This is a genomic window from Streptomyces sp. NPDC002403, assembly GCF_053593015.1.
Map to the genome: position 1 here is coordinate 191,699 of NZ_JBSFBQ010000004.1, position 13,444 is coordinate 205,142.

Consider the following 13,444-nt stretch of genomic DNA (forward strand, 5'->3'; position numbering starts at 1 on the left):
CACATGCATTCCCGGACTGTGCCCTTTCAGCCACCGGTTCATGCCGGAACGAGTGCGGGAACCCGGGTCCCGTCGACAGCGGCGGACGCCCGCCCGTCCGCCGGGAACACCAGCATCGGCGCCAAGGGCACGGGCGTTGATGTTCACGTCGGTGAACAACCGTGCGGGAAAGCCGAGTTCACGACAGGTCAGGGACCGCCGGGACCCTCACCGGGGTGCGTCACGGGCGCCCGATTCCCAAGTACCCCACAAGCGTTCTCCCGTTCACCCGCACACCTCGCCCGCCCCACTCCCCCGCCCTGCGGGCATTGGTCCAGACATTGACACGGCCGCACCGCGTCCCTACCGTCACTGGGCAGCACGTTCAGAGACTCGCCCCACATTCATGTACGAGAATCTCGAACACCTCGACGGGAAGGCACCCCCATGCGCACCCGCACGCTGCTCCCCGCCCTGCTGGCCACCGCGCTCGCCACCGGCGGCCCGGCCCTCGCCTCCGCCACCACGGCGGGCGCGGCCACGGTCATCGATGTGAGCACCGCCGCCCAGCTCAAGTCGGCCCTCACCGCCGCGGGTCCCGGCGACACGATCCGGCTCGCCGACGGCACCTACACCGGCAACTTCAAGGCGACCGTCCCCGGCACCGCCTCCGCCCGGATCACCCTCACCGGCTCCGCCAAGGCGGTCCTCACGGCCGGCGGGGGCTACGGACTGCACCTCAACGGCGCCTCCTACTGGACCGTCAAGGGCATCACCGTCACCGGCGGCCAGAAGGGCATCATGGCCGACACCGCCACCGGCGTAGTCATCGATTCGGTGACCGTGCACGACCTGGACATGGAGGGCGTCCACTTCCGCAAGTCCAGCAAGGACGGCGTCATCAGGAACTCCCGGATCTACGACACCGGGCACGACGGCCGCGGCATGGGCGAGGGCGTCTACGTCGGAACGGCCGGCGATCTCTCCGACCGGAGCGACCGGGTCCAGATCCTGGACAACACGATCGGTCCGGGGGTCGGCGGCGAGAACGTCGACATCAAGGAGGGCACCACCGGGGCGAGGATCATCGGCAACACCTTCGACGGCAGCGGGCTGACCGGCGCCAACTACGACGACTCCTGGGTCGACGTGAAGGGCAACGACGTCCTGGTCGAGGGCAACAGGGGCTCCCGTACGACCAACAACGGCTACGAGACCCACACCCAGCAGAGCGGCTGGGGCTGCGGCAGCGTCTTCCGCGACAACACCTCGGACCTGACCGGCGCCAAGGGCGACAAGCAGATCGCGATCAACGTCACCAACTACGGCGCGAGCTGCCCGACCACCGTCCACAGCAGCAACACGGTGACCGGCGGCAAGGGCCTCACCAATATCGCCGTCACGCCGTAACCGCCCGGCGGAAACGAGTGAGGCCCGCTCCCCGAAGGGAGCGGGCCTCACTTTTCAGCTACTGCGGTCGATCATCGACCGGAGGGGGTGCAGAGCGTCAGCTCTGGCCGCCCGCCAGCTTCTCGCGCAGGGCGGCCAGGGCCTCGTCCGACGCCAGGGCGCCGGAGTTGTCCGCGGACTCCGAGGAGTACGAGCCGCCACCGCTGCCGCCGGAGGCAGCCGGGGCGCCACCGGCCGGGGCGGCAGCGCCCTCGGCAGCAGCGGCCTCGTCGGCCTCGCGGGACTTGATGACCTGGGCCTGGTGCTGCTCGAAGCGCTGCTGCGCCTCGGCGTACTGCGTCTCCCACGCCTCGCGCTGGGTCTCGTAGCCCTCGAGCCAGTCGTTGGTCTCGGGGTCGAAGCCCTCGGGGTAGATGTAGTTGCCCTGGTCGTCGTAGGACGCGGCCATGCCGTACAGGGTCGGGTCGAACTCGACCGAGGCCGGGTCGGCACCGAAGGACTCGTTGGCCTGCTTCAGCGAGAGGCTGATGCGACGACGCTCGAGGTCGATGTCGATGACCTTGACGAAGATCTCGTCGTTGACCTGGACGACCTGCTCCGGGATCTCCACGTGGCGCTCGGCCAGCTCGGAGATGTGGACCAGACCCTCGATGCCCTCGTCGACGCGCACGAACGCACCGAACGGAACGAGCTTGGTGACCTTACCGGGAACGACCTGCCCGATCTGGTGCGTGCGGGCGAACTGCTGCCACGGGTCTTCCTGCGTCGCCTTGAGCGACAGGGAGACGCGCTCGCGGTCCATGTCCACGTCGAGAACCTCGACGGTGACTTCCTGGCCGACCTCGACAACCTCGGAGGGGTGGTCGATGTGCTTCCAGGAGAGCTCGGAGACGTGCACGAGACCGTCGACGCCGCCGAGGTCCACGAACGCACCGAAGTTGACGATCGAGGAGACGACGCCGGAGCGGACCTGGCCCTTCTGCAGGGTCGTGAGGAACGTCTGGCGGACCTCGCTCTGGGTCTGCTCCAGCCAGGCACGGCGGGACAGGACCACGTTGTTGCGGTTCTTGTCCAGCTCGATGATCTTGGCCTCGAGCTCCTTGCCCACGTAGGGCTGGAGGTCGCGGACGCGGCGCATCTCGACGAGGGAGGCCGGCAGGAAGCCACGGAGGCCGATGTCGAGGATGAGACCACCCTTGACGACCTCGATGACGGTACCGGTGACGATGCCGTCCTCTTCCTTGATCTTCTCGATCGTGCCCCAGGCACGCTCGTACTGAGCGCGCTTCTTGGACAGGATGAGACGGCCTTCCTTGTCCTCCTTCTGGAGAACCAGGGCCTCGATCTCGTCGCCGACCTTGACGACCTCGTTCGGGTCGACGTCGTGCTTGATCGAAAGCTCGCGGGAAGGGATGACGCCTTCGGTCTTGTAACCGATGTCGAGCAGGACCTCGTCCCGGTCGACCTTCACGATGACGCCGTCGACGATGTCGCCGTCGTTGAAGTACTTGATCGTCTCGTCGATCGCGGCGAGGAAGGCTTCCTCGTTACCGATGTCGTTGACCGCTACCTGCGGGGTGGTGGCGGTGGTCTCGGTGCTGCTCGTCATGTGGGAAAGGGCTCCGGTACGGACAGTGAGTCGTAGGTACTGCTACGCCGGGAGCCCGTATCACCTCTGCAGAAGCCGGACAGCTCGGGAAGCGCCGATCCCGCCGGACGGGAGGCGCCTCGTGAACCGAGGGGACATACAACAGATGCGAGCGCGGCCTGCTAGGTCTGAGGCGCGCAGGCTCGCAGCGCAACTTGTAGCATACGGGGGCAGCCGGGCACGGTCAATGCGCGAAGGCGCACACCGGGGGCGCAACGGCTCATATCCGGCGCAACTCGTGTTCCCCGAGGCCAGATCGGCCCAGGAGACATCCCATGGGCACGGGAGCCGTACTCACAGGTGCCCCGAGCCGCATACCGCGTGCGGCGGGGTACGGGCAAACTACAACGACGGACACGATGAGCCAAGAGATCTACGCGGCCGAACCGGAAGCGACCCGTCGCGAGGCGTCGGAGGCCGAGAGCAGCCGGGCCAGTCGCGGCTGGTGGGACCGGAACGCCGACGAGTACCAGAGCGACCACGGCGCCTTCCTCGGCGACGACCGTTTCGTCTGGGGGCCCGAAGGGCTCGACGAGGCGGAGGCCGCTCTGCTGGGTCCCGCCGCGTCGCTGCGCGGCCTGGACGTCCTGGAGATCGGTGCGGGCGCCGCGCAGTGCTCGCGCTGGCTCGCCGCGCAGGGCGCCCGTCCGGTGGCCCTGGACCTCTCGCACCGCCAGTTGCAGCACGCGCTGCGGATCGGCGGCAGCGATGCGCCGGCGGTCCGGCTGGTGGAGGCGGACGCCGGGGTGCTGCCGTTCCGGGACGGCTCCTTCGACCTGGCGTGCTCCGCCTACGGCGCGGTGCCCTTCGTCGCCGACCCCGTGCAGGTCTTCCGCGAGGTGCACCGGGTGCTGCGCCCCGGGGGCCGCTGGGTCTTCTCGGTGACGCACCCGGTCCGCTGGGCGTTCCCGGACGAGCCGGGGCCGGAGGGCCTCTCGGTCGCGGCCTCCTACTTCGACCGCACTCCCTATGTCGAACAGGACGAGCGGGGCGACGCCGTGTACGTCGAGCACCACCGCACCCTGGGCGACCGGGTGCGGGACGTGGTGGCCGGCGGCTTCCGGCTGGTCGACCTCGTCGAACCGGAGTGGCCCGCCTGGAACCACCAGGAGTGGGGCGGCTGGTCCCCGCTGCGCGGCAACCTCATCCCCGGCACGGCGATCTTCGTCTGCGAACGGGACTGATCCCGTACCGCCACCGGGGTACGGGAGCGGGCGCGCGCCGTACGAGACTGGGGGCGTGATCCGTACCGACGCCCTGGACCAGTTGCCCGTACGCACCGCTGTGCCCGCCCTGGAGCGGGCGCTCGACGACCGCGGCGTGGCGGTGCTGTGCGCGCCGCCCGGCACCGGCAAGACGACACTCGTACCGCTGGTCCTGGCCGGTCTGGCCGGGGGCGGCCCGGTGCGCAGGGTGGTGGTGGCCGAGCCGCGGCGGATCGCCGCGCGGGCGGCGGCGCGGCGGATGGCGTGGCTCATCGGGGAGCAGGCCGGCGGCCGGGTGGGGTTCACGGTCCGCGGGGAGCGGGTGGTGGGGCGCGACACGGTGGTGGAGGTGGTGACCACCGGTGTGCTGCTCCAGCGGCTCCAGCGCGACCAGGAGCTGGCCGGGGTCGACGCGGTGATCATCGACGAGTGCCACGAGCGGCACCTGGACGCGGACACCGTCGCCGCGTTCCTGCTCGATGTGCGGGAGGCGATCCGGCCCGATCTGCGGCTGGTCGCCGCGTCCGCGACGACCGACGCGCAGGGCTGGGCACGGCTGCTGGGCGACGCCCCGGTGGTCGAGGCGCAGGGTGTCTCGCATCCGGTGGAGGTGGTCTGGGCGCCGCCGGCCGCCCCGGTGCGGCCGCCGCACGGGATGAGGGTCGATCCGGCGCTGCTGACGCATGTCGCCGCGACGGTGCGCCGGGCGCTCGCGGAGCGGGACGGCGACGTGCTGTGCTTCCTGCCGGGTGTCGGCGAGATCGGCCGGGTGGCGGGGCAGCTGGCCGGGGTGGCCGCCGAGGTGCTCCAGGTGCACGGGCGGGCTCCGGCGGCGGTGCAGGACGCGGTGCTGGCCGGGTCGTCCGGCGAGGGGCGGCGGGTGGTGCTGGCGACCTCGGTGGCGGAGTCGTCCCTCACGGTGCCCGGGGTGCGGGTCGTGGTCGACTCGGGGCTGGCCAGGGAGCCGCGCACCGATCACGCCCGGGGACTGAGCGCGCTGACGACGGTACGGGCCTCGCAGGCGGCGGGGAGGCAGCGGGCGGGCCGGGCCGGGCGGGAGGCGCCCGGGGCGGTGTACCGGTGCTGGGCCCGGGCGGAGGACGGGCGGCTCGCCCGGTTCCCGTCCCCGGAGATCAAGGTCGCCGACCTGGCGGCGTTCGCCCTGCAGGCGGCGTGCTGGGGCGACCCGGACGCCTCCGGGCTGGCGCTGCTCGACCCGCCGCCGGCGGGTGCGATGGGTGCGGCGCGCGAGGTGCTGACGGCGGTCGGCGCGGTGGACGCGGACGGACGGGTGACCGACCGGGGCGTACGGATGTCCCGTCTCGGGCTGCATCCCCGGCTGGCGCGCGCGCTGCTGGACGGCGCCGCCGAGGTGGGCGGGCGGCGGGCGGCCGAGGTGGTGGCGCTGCTGAGCGAGGAGCCGCCGCGGGAGTACGGGGACGATCTGTCGGCCGCGCTGCGCACCGCACGGCGGGGCGGGGACGGGTACGCGGCGCGCTGGCGGCAGGAGGTGCGGCGGCTGTCCTCGTCGGTGCGGGAGGTGGCCGGGGGGTCCGGTGCGGACGACGCGGCCGTCGGCCTGGTGGCCGCGCTGGCGTTCCCGGAGCGGGTGGCGCGGGCCCGGGGCGAGGGGGTGTTCCTGATGGCGTCGGGGACGGGCGCGGAGCTGCGGGACGGTTCGGGGCTGCGCAGTGCGCCCTGGCTGGCGGTCGCGGTCGCCGACCGGCCCGCGCACGCGGCGTCCGCGCGGGTGCGGCTCGCGGCCGTCATCGACGAGGACACGGCACGGGCGGCCGCCGGGCATCTGCGGTTCGCGGGCGAGGAGGTCCACTGGTCCGGCGGCGACGTGGTGGCCCGCCGGGTGGAGCGGCTGGGCGCCGTCGAGCTGTCGGCGCGTCCGCTGAAGCAGCCGGCGCCGGGGCCGGTGCGCGAGGCGCTGGTCGAGGGGCTGCGGCGGGAAGGGCTCGGGCTGCTGCGCTGGACGCGGGAGAGCGAGCAGTTGCGGGAGCGGCTCGCCTTTCTCCACCGTGAGCTGGGCGCGCCGTGGCCGGATGTGTCGCAGGACGCGCTGCTGGAGCGTACCGAGCAGTGGCTGGAGCCCGAGCTGTCACGGGCCCGGCGGCGCTCCGATCTGGCGCGGATCGACGCCGGGCAGGCGCTGCGGCGGCTGCTGCCGTGGGCGACGGGCGAGGCGGTGCGGCTGGACGAGCTGGCGCCGGAGCGGATCGAGGTGCCGAGCGGCTCCCGTATCAGGGTGGAGTACGGCGGGGCGCAGCCGGTACTGGCGGTGAAGCTCCAGGAGCTGTTCGGCCTGCGGGAGACCCCGAGGGTCGCCGGGGTGCCGGTCCTGGTCCATCTCCTCTCCCCGGCCGGCCGGCCCGCGGCCGTCACCGCCGATCTGGCGTCGTTCTGGCGGGACGGCTACCGGGCCGTGCGGGCGGAGCTGCGTGGCCGCTACCCGAAGCATCCGTGGCCGGAGGATCCGACGACCGTGGAGGCGACCCGGTTCACGAAGGCGCGGCTCAAGCGGGAGCAGGGGCAGGAGTAGGGGCGGGGTCCGGTGTCCCGTCCGGGCGGCGGGAGCGGGCCTCCAGCCACAGGGCGAGCGCGAGCAGTCCGGCGCCGAGTACCAGGAAGCCCCACGGCAGGTACGAGGTGAGCAGCAGGACCAGCAGGCGCTGGGACTTGACCAGGTCGACGATCGATTCCACGTAGTCCGGGCGCATCTTCACGTGCCCGGCGAAGACGGTCATGGTGTCCTGCGGCATTCCCATCTTCCTGGCGTTGCGCAGCTCCTCCTTGTGGATCTCCTCGCCGTTGACCGGTGCTCCGGTGACCGGGTCCACCCAGAACATCCGCTTGGTGGTGTACCAGCGGGTCATGCCCGTCTTCGCGATCTGTTCCGGGGTGACGCCCTTGATCGGCATCTTCTTCGGCATCGGGACCTTGGTCCACGGGATGGTCTGCTCGAAGTAGTAGACGTCCATGCCGTGGAAGGTGCGGGTGCCCTTGTAGTGGATGGGCGAGCTGGTGCGGGCCTGGGCGTCGAAGTACTCGTAGTCGCGTTTCTCGGTGAGGAAGGGCCACTTGAACTCGATGCCCTCGCGCCGGACCGGGTCGCCGTCGACGGATTCGCCGGTGGCGTGGACGGGGGCCTGGCTGTGGGCGTCGAAGATGTAGCGCTCGGGGATCTCGGAGACCATCTTGCCGTCCGGGCCGGCCACGAAGCTGAGGGCGTCCCAGACGACGACGTCGCGGCCGGCGCTGCGTTCGATCCTCTCGGACTCCTCGACGTTGCCCTTGAGGGTCTGCACGATGGTGACCTTGGGGACCTTCTTCACCTTCATGTTGTCGTTGTAGTCGAGGAGGGTGGCGGGCTTCGCCTCCAGCACCGTCTCCTGGTACTGGCTGGGCGGGATCTTCGCCAGCCTGGGGAAGGCGTACCAGCGCAGCAGTGGCGACATGGCGGCGAAGAAGACGGCGAACGCCAGGAGTACGAGGCTGGCTCGGCGGCGCATGGTGGTGTCCTCCCTCGGCTTCGGTTGCTTCTTGCGGTGGTCAGTGCCTCAGGGGCACTAGTCCTTGGGGCCCGGGATGGTGGTCAGCAGGGGTTTGGGCGAGGTCTCTCCCGGCGGGGCGCCGATCGCGCTGATGGTGAGGACGAGCGCGAGGGCTGCGGCCAGCCCGATGGCGGCGGCGACGAGAGCACGCATGCCGGTCCTCCCGGAGAGCATGGATCTGATGGGTCGTCAGGGTTGGGGCACCGTAGCAACGCGGGCGCGAGATGAGAACACGTAGAACAGCCCCTCTGCCGGGTGGTGGCGGAGGGGCTGCTGTTTCGTGCGGCCGGGCGGGGTCAGACGGCGGGTGCCTCGGGGGCCTCGACCTTCAGCTCGATGACGATGGTGGCGCCGCCCTCGGTGGTGAGGCGCAGCTTGTAGGTGCCCGCGTTGTCGTCGGCGTAGATCTCGGGCAGCTTCAGGGTGCCGTCGGCGCCGGTCCTCAGCTCGGTGAGGGTGCGGACCGGCCTGTCGTCGGCGTCCTTGAAGTAGGGGCCCTTGTCGTTCTCGGCCGGCTCCTCGGCGTCGGTGATCATGGTGGCGGTGACGGCGACACCGGCCGCGAGCGCACCCTTGTAGGTGGCCTTGACCTCGACGGTGTCGGCGAACTCGGTGCCGGGCGCCGCGGTCAGTGCCTTGTCGTCGGTCCTGGCGATCGCGTCGGCCTGGCGGGCGGTGACGGTCGCGGTATAGGTGACGGCGGGCAGCGAGCGGCCGGTGGCGGTGGCCCGCACCGTGAACTTCCCGGCCTTCTCGCCCGCCTTGAGCACCGGGGCGGTGACCGTGCCGTCGGCCGCGGTGGGGAGGGTGACGGCGGTCTTCCCGCCGTCGAAGGCGGCGTCGGTGTCACCGGCGATGGTGAACGTCACGGACACCTTGGCGAGCGGGCCGCCGAGGCTGTTCCTGGCCCGCACCTTGATCCGCTCGGCGAAGGCGTCGCCCGCGGTGGCGGTCAGCGTGCCGGTACCGGCGTTCTCCACGCCCGCGAGGGTCTGGGCCGGCGGGGTCGTCGGCGGGGTCGTCGGCGTGGTCGGGCCGGTCGATCCGCCGTCACCCGGCTTCGTCGGGTCCGGGCTCGGCTCGGGCTTCGGCTTGGGCGTCCCGGACGGCGAGGGGGACGGGCTCGGGCTGCCGGAGCCGTGGTCCGTACCTCCGCCGAGGCCGGGCGGCACGGCGCCGGTTCCGTCGGGGATCTCGTGGGCGCCGCGGTTGTAGTAGTCGAACCACGAGCGGACGGTGCGCAGATAGGCGTCCGAGTGGTTGTAGCTCAGGACCGCCCGGTCGAGGTCCGCGGCGAGGGACAGATCGCGGGAGCCGGCGCAGAGGTAGCGTCCGGCGGCGAGCGCCGCGTCGTAGATGTTGTTGGGGTCCTTGCGGCCGTCGCCGTTGCCGTCCTGACCCCAGGTCGCCCAGGTGGACGGGATGAACTGCATCGGGCCGACGGCGCGGTCGTGGGTCGAGTCCCCGTCGTACGCCCCGTTGTCGGTGTCCTTGATCATCGCGAAGCCCCGGCCGTCGAGGACCGGACCGAGGATCGGCGAGAACGTGGTGCCGTTCGCGTCGACCCTGCCGCCGCGGGCCTGGCCGGACTCGACCTTGCCGATCGCGGCGAGCAGCTGCCAGGGCAGCCGGCAGGCGGCGTCGGTGTCGGCGACGGTCTGCTCGGCCTTCTTGTACGCGGCCAGGATCGAGGCCGGGATGCCGGATTCCGCGCTGCCGGTGACGGGCAGATTCGTGGTGGTGCCGGGCTTGTTGGGGGTGTTCAGCGGGGGCAGATCCGTGTAGTACGGCGAGTTGCCGGTGGCCGCGCTGTCGTCGGGCGCGGGGGTCGTCCCGGTGGACTGCTGGTCGCCGCTGTCGGTGACGAGTGTGGCACCGGGGGCCCCCGATGCGGAGAGTGCCGCCACGGCGACGGCGGCCACAGCGGTGGTGGTCGCCCCCTTGCGAAGTCGGCGACCGAATTGCGCTGCCATAACCTCTGGCCCCTCCCCTTCGACGACTGTCCGCGCTCCCCAGCAGCAGGACTCAGGCGACCCTACGGCAACTTGTGCCGCCGGGACACTGTGCACTGACCGGTTCTTACCTCTTTTTCACGTTCCGGACGGCAAGTTGTACGGCGGTGGTCGGGCGGGCGACGACGGCTCGCCCATACTTGCCGCCATGCCGTTCACACTGAGTCATGCCGCCGCCGTTCTCCCCGGGATGCGGCGGAACGGGACGGCGCGCGGGCCGCTGTTCGCCTCGGCCCTCGTCGCGGGATCGTTCGCCCCCGACATGACGTACTACGCGGACACCGCGGTTCCCGGCGCCATGGAGTTCGGGCGGGTCACCCACTCGGTGTGGGGCGTGTTCACGGTCGACGTGCTGATCACCGCGGCCGTGGTGGCGTTGTGGCTGCTGCTGCGCGAACCGCTGGTGGCACTGCTGCCAAGGGCCTGGCAGGGGCGGGTGCACGCGTTCCTGCGGGGGCGGCCCGGCGCGCGGGGCGTCCGGGAGGCCGCCGGGTTCGTGCTGTCGGCGGTGATCGGGGCCGCCACCCATGTCGTCTGGGACGCCTTCACCCATCACGACCGATGGGGTGTGCGCCTGGTGCCGCTGCTCGACGGGAGCTTCGGCGGACTTCCGGTGTTCCAGCTGGTGCAGTACGGCAGTTCGGCGGTGGCCCTGGCCGTGCTCGCCTGGTTCACGGCGTCGGGGCTGCGGCGGACCGGGGCGCGCCCGGCCCCGCCGTCCGTGCCGGTGCTGAACCGCCGGGCGCGTCGGTCGGCGGGGGTGCTGCTGAGCGTCTGCGTACTGCTCGGTGTCGCCCACCGGTGCGCACGCTGGTACGCGTACTTCGGGCACATCGACACCCCGCTGGACATCATCCCGACCGCCTGCTTCGGCGCCGGGGCGGGGCTGGCGGTGGGTCTGGTGCTGTACGGGGCGTGGATGCGGCTGCGGCGACGGCGCACAGCCGCGCCGGCGGTCGCCGGACGGGCGTAGCTAGTGCCGCATCAGGCAACGTTCGCCCTTCGCTCTGTTGTGCAGCCCTGACTGTCGACGGCTTCGGCCGCTGGCGATAATCGACCGGTGAACGCCATCGAACGCCCTATGCCGCCCCTGAACGCCAACGAGCGCACCACGCTTGAGAGCTGGCTCGACTTTCACCGCACCACCCTCGCCATGAAGTGCGAGGGCCTGAACGATGAGCAGGCCGCCGTTGCGTCCGTGCCGCCGTCCGGCTTCACGCTGACCGGCCTCGTCCAGCACATGGCGGAGGTGGAGCGGAACTGGTTCCGCCGGGTGTTCGCCGGAGAACAGGCCCCGCCCATCTACGACCCGCAGGCCGATCCGAATGCTCCCGACGGCGGATTCGAACTGGCCGAGGGCGCCACCCTGCGCGACGCTCTCACCACCTGGCAAGCGGAGATCGCCCGCGCCCGCGAGCACTGCGCCGGCCGCGCTCTGACCGACACTGGCCGCTTCATGGAGCAGGACGTCAGCCTCCGCTGGATCTACGTCCACATGATCGAGGAGTACTCCCGTCATAACGGCCACGCCGACCTGGTCCGGGAGCGCGTCGACGGTACCACTGGCGTATGACACCAGATCAGGTCGCGCCCGCCCTACTGTGAGTGACGCACCGCCGGGTTCCGTACCGGGCGGCGCGTCGTGCCAGGGTGCCCAGGTGGCTGAACGTGTGCGCGTGCGCGAGATCGATGACGACGAGGGCCGGCGGCTACTGCGGATCATCCGCAGAGGCACCGGGTCGGTGGTGACCTGGCGCCGGGCCCAGATGGTGCTGCTATCCGCGCAGCGCATGGACGTGGCGAAGATCGCCGAGGTCACGTTCACCAGCGCCGACCGGGTCCGCGACGTGCTGCACAAATTCAACGCCGATGGCTTCGACTCGCTCTATCCCAAGTACAAGGGCGGCCGGCCGAAGACCTTCACCCTCCCGGAACGCCGGGAGATCAAGAAGATCGCCAAGTCGAAACCGGCCGAGCACGGCCTGCCGTTCTCGACCTGGAGCCTGGCCAAACTGGGCGACTTCCTGGTCGCCGAGGGGGTGGTCGACGACATCAGCCACGAGGGCCTGCGGGTCATGCTCCGCGAGGAGGGCGTCTCCTTTCAACGCGTAAAGACCTGGAAGAGCTCCCGCGAACCCGACTACGCGGCCAAGAAGGCCCGCATCGAGCACCTCTACGCGATCACCGACGGCCAAGTCATACCCGACGAAGACGAGCCTGAAGTCATCTTCTGTACGGACGAGTTCGGTCCGCTCAACCTCCAGCCCCACCCCGGCCGGCAATGGGCCGAACGCGGCGGCAGACACAAAGACCCCGAGCGGGAGCCCCGGCCCCGCCGGCGGGCGACCTACACCCGCCCGCACGGGGTACGGCATCTGTTCTCCGCCTACGACCTCGGCAAGGACAGGCTCTACGGCCACATCAAGCCGAGGAAGAACCGGACCAGGTTCCTGGAGTTCTGCCGCTCCCTGCGCAGCCTCAACCCGCCCACGGTCCGTATCGCGATCGTGCTCGACAACTTCTCCCCGCATCTGACCACGAAGAAGGACTCCCGGGTCGGTGACTGGGCCGCAGCCAACAACGTCGAATTCGCTTACACACCGACCAACAACTCCTGGCTGAACCGTATTGAGGCCCAGTTCACCGCCCTGCGCTACTTCGCACTGGACGGCACCGACCACCCTAGCCACAAGGAACAGGGCAGCCTGATCCGCCGCTACATCATCTGGCGGAACAAGCACGCCGCCGACGAACGGCTCCGCGAGGTGGTCAACAGGGCGAACGTTGCCTGATGCGGCACTAGGGGCGGGTGGCGGTCGCGCAGCTGTCGCCCGTGGCCGTCGTCCCGTTGCTCGTGCCGATCGGCTTGCTGCGGTCGTACGGATCGACCCGGCGGGCCCCGTCGGCGGGCTGCTCGTCGGCCGTGCCGAAAGGCGGCACGAAATAGCCGGTCGGGTCGGAGCAGCCGCCGTTGACCATGTCGAGCGCGTACGAGACGAGGGACATCGTGCCCGGTTCGGTGATGATCTCGGCCGGGTCGTCCCAGCTCATCACCACCTCGCGCCGCACGATCGTACGGACGACCTCGGCGTCCCGCCCGCCGTCGCCCGCCGGGGTGACCGGGTACACGAAGGTGACGTCCGCCGTCACCTCGACCGCCCCCTGTTTCCCCTCCCGGTACGTGAGCCGGCCACGTGTCTTGACCACGTCACCGACCAGCCGGGACTGCTCCGGCCGGAAACGGCTGAACAACAACAGTGGGTCGGTCCTGTCCGTGGGCGCCGCCGACGACAGGGCTGTACGGAGATACTCCTGGACGTCCTTCTGATGCGGGTTCAGCAGCGAGATCGCCTTCGTGGGCCGCTCACCGCGCAGCACACGGGAGTCGAGCCCCGAGGCCACCAGGAAGTCCCGGCTCTGCCGCAGTGCCCGCTCGACCTGGGCGGCGTCCATCCAGCCGGTCGCTCCGGCCGGTGGCACCGTGATCCCTGCCGCTCCGTCGGCCCAGCGGGCGGCGGGCGAACCCCGGAAGGGTTCGGCGAGAGCCGCCCGAATGATCGCATGAGCACGCCGCGGTCCCGGACGGGCCCGGGGCGCGCTGTTCCCCCGGCCCGTCCGGCGCCTTCGGCA

Annotated in this window: 10 protein-coding genes and 1 pseudogene; 6 read left to right on the forward strand and 5 right to left on the reverse strand. The window is 71.1% G+C overall.

Translation table 11 applies throughout. From position 1 onward, the window contains the following. Nucleotides 1-426: 426 nt before the first annotated feature. Nucleotides 427-1,389: a right-handed parallel beta-helix repeat-containing protein gene (locus tag ACWCPY_RS07335; RefSeq protein WP_451263358.1), complete on the forward strand. Its 963-nt coding sequence runs from the start codon at nt 427-429 to the stop codon at nt 1,387-1,389. A 97-nt stretch (nt 1,390-1,486) separates the two neighbouring features. Here the strand turns inward: ACWCPY_RS07335 and rpsA are convergent, their stop codons facing one another. Beyond that, on the reverse strand, nt 1,487-2,998 hold the full coding sequence (gene rpsA / locus ACWCPY_RS07340; RefSeq protein WP_072483117.1) for a 30S ribosomal protein S1: 1,512 nt from the start codon (nt 2,996-2,998) through the stop codon (nt 1,487-1,489). A gap of 398 nt (nt 2,999-3,396) precedes the next feature. Here rpsA and ACWCPY_RS07345 point away from each other — a divergent pair, with 398 nt between their 5' ends. Both ACWCPY_RS07345 and hrpB read left to right on the forward strand, forming a co-directional pair. Further along, a complete protein-coding gene (locus tag ACWCPY_RS07345; protein ID WP_451263359.1) occupies nt 3,397-4,221 on the forward strand; it encodes a class I SAM-dependent methyltransferase in 825 nt (274 codons plus the stop codon). Nucleotides 4,222-4,276: 55 nt separating this feature from the next. Then, nucleotides 4,277-6,790 (forward strand): ATP-dependent helicase HrpB, encoded by a 2,514-nt coding sequence (gene hrpB / locus ACWCPY_RS07350; RefSeq protein ID WP_451263360.1) that lies wholly within the window; start codon nt 4,277-4,279, stop codon nt 6,788-6,790. On the opposite strand, the gene ACWCPY_RS07355 is transcribed toward hrpB, so the two are convergent. From ACWCPY_RS07355 to ACWCPY_RS07365, 3 genes are all read right to left on the reverse strand, one after another. Continuing rightward, nucleotides 6,765-7,760, reverse strand: coding sequence for a DUF3068 domain-containing protein (locus ACWCPY_RS07355; protein ID WP_451263361.1), 996 nt, complete (start codon nt 7,758-7,760; stop codon nt 6,765-6,767). The two genes, hrpB and ACWCPY_RS07355, sit on opposite strands and share 26 nt — an antisense overlap. A 57-nt stretch (nt 7,761-7,817) precedes the next feature. Then, on the reverse strand, nt 7,818-7,955 hold the full coding sequence (locus ACWCPY_RS07360; RefSeq protein WP_451263362.1) for an SPW_0924 family protein: 138 nt from the start codon (nt 7,953-7,955) through the stop codon (nt 7,818-7,820). A gap of 143 nt (nt 7,956-8,098) precedes the next feature. Further along, entirely contained in the window at nt 8,099-9,775 is a 1,677-nt protein-coding gene (locus ACWCPY_RS07365) for a lytic transglycosylase domain-containing protein (RefSeq protein WP_451263363.1), read from the reverse strand. A 187-nt stretch (nt 9,776-9,962) separates the two neighbouring features. Between ACWCPY_RS07365 and ACWCPY_RS07370 the strand changes: the two genes are divergently transcribed. From ACWCPY_RS07370 to ACWCPY_RS07380, 3 genes are all read left to right on the forward strand, one after another. Beyond that, nucleotides 9,963-10,787, forward strand: a complete 825-nt coding sequence (locus ACWCPY_RS07370) for a DUF4184 family protein (RefSeq protein ID WP_451263364.1) — start codon at nt 9,963-9,965, stop codon at nt 10,785-10,787. Between the two features lie 87 nt (nt 10,788-10,874). Continuing rightward, a complete protein-coding gene (locus ACWCPY_RS07375; protein ID WP_451263365.1) occupies nt 10,875-11,387 on the forward strand; it encodes a DinB family protein in 513 nt (170 codons plus the stop codon). Between the two features lie 85 nt (nt 11,388-11,472). Then, nucleotides 11,473-12,606, forward strand: a complete 1,134-nt coding sequence (locus tag ACWCPY_RS07380) for an IS630 family transposase (protein WP_451263367.1) — start codon at nt 11,473-11,475, stop codon at nt 12,604-12,606. Nucleotides 12,607-12,613: 7 nt separating this feature from the next. Here ACWCPY_RS07380 and ACWCPY_RS07385 read toward each other — a convergent pair. Beyond that, nucleotides 12,614-13,414: pseudogene (locus ACWCPY_RS07385) on the reverse strand (hypothetical protein); the annotation flags it as partial. Nucleotides 13,415-13,444: the final 30 nt, after the last annotated feature.

Bases quoted from the DNA above. Each gene is read 5' to 3' on its own strand.
- ACWCPY_RS07335 (WP_451263358.1), top strand. From the start codon at position 427: ATGCGCACCCGCACGCTGCTCCCCGCCCTGCTGGCCACCGCGCTCGCC.
- rpsA (WP_072483117.1), bottom strand. From the start codon at position 2,998: ATGACGAGCAGCACCGAGACCACCGCCACCACCCCGCAGGTAGCGGTC.
- ACWCPY_RS07345 (WP_451263359.1), top strand. From the start codon at position 3,397: ATGAGCCAAGAGATCTACGCGGCCGAACCGGAAGCGACCCGTCGCGAG.
- ACWCPY_RS07355 (WP_451263361.1), bottom strand. From the start codon at position 7,760: ATGCGCCGCCGAGCCAGCCTCGTACTCCTGGCGTTCGCCGTCTTCTTC.
- ACWCPY_RS07360 (WP_451263362.1), bottom strand. From the start codon at position 7,955: ATGCGTGCTCTCGTCGCCGCCGCCATCGGGCTGGCCGCAGCCCTCGCG.
- ACWCPY_RS07365 (WP_451263363.1), bottom strand. From the start codon at position 9,775: ATGGCAGCGCAATTCGGTCGCCGACTTCGCAAGGGGGCGACCACCACC.
- ACWCPY_RS07370 (WP_451263364.1), top strand. From the start codon at position 9,963: ATGCCGTTCACACTGAGTCATGCCGCCGCCGTTCTCCCCGGGATGCGG.